The 229-nt window shown below is 64.6% G+C and carries 1 protein-coding gene; it reads right to left on the bottom strand.

Annotated elements, in window-relative coordinates; all coding sequences use genetic code 11:
• Positions 1–229: hypothetical protein (locus ACM0OY_RS40680; protein ID WP_414574345.1), on the bottom strand; the 229-nt coding region annotated here is incomplete at both ends.

The following is a 229-nucleotide window of genomic DNA, read 5'->3' as shown; positions in this document are numbered from 1 at the left end:
AGGGGCCGCCGATCAGGGCGCTGTTGGCGTTGGCCGCAGATGTGACCTCGCCGCCTTTCAGGATGTGGGTCGTGGGGCCGTGCAGATTGGTGCGGGCGCTGACGTTGTCGCCGGTCGCCGTCTGGGTCGAGTTGACGTCAAAGGTCGCCTTCTCGGTATAGACCTGGGTGTAGTTGCCGGTCGCCTGGGTGGCGGAATTGACGAAGCCGTCAGTCACGCCGTTGAGGTT

It is taken from the genome of Nostoc sp. CCY 9925, from assembly GCF_963920935.1.
GTDB lineage: Bacteria > Cyanobacteriota > Cyanobacteriia > Cyanobacteriales > Nostocaceae > Nostoc.
The sequence above is the reverse complement of the archived record's forward strand: the minus strand, read 5'-3'. Positions and strand labels throughout refer to the sequence as shown.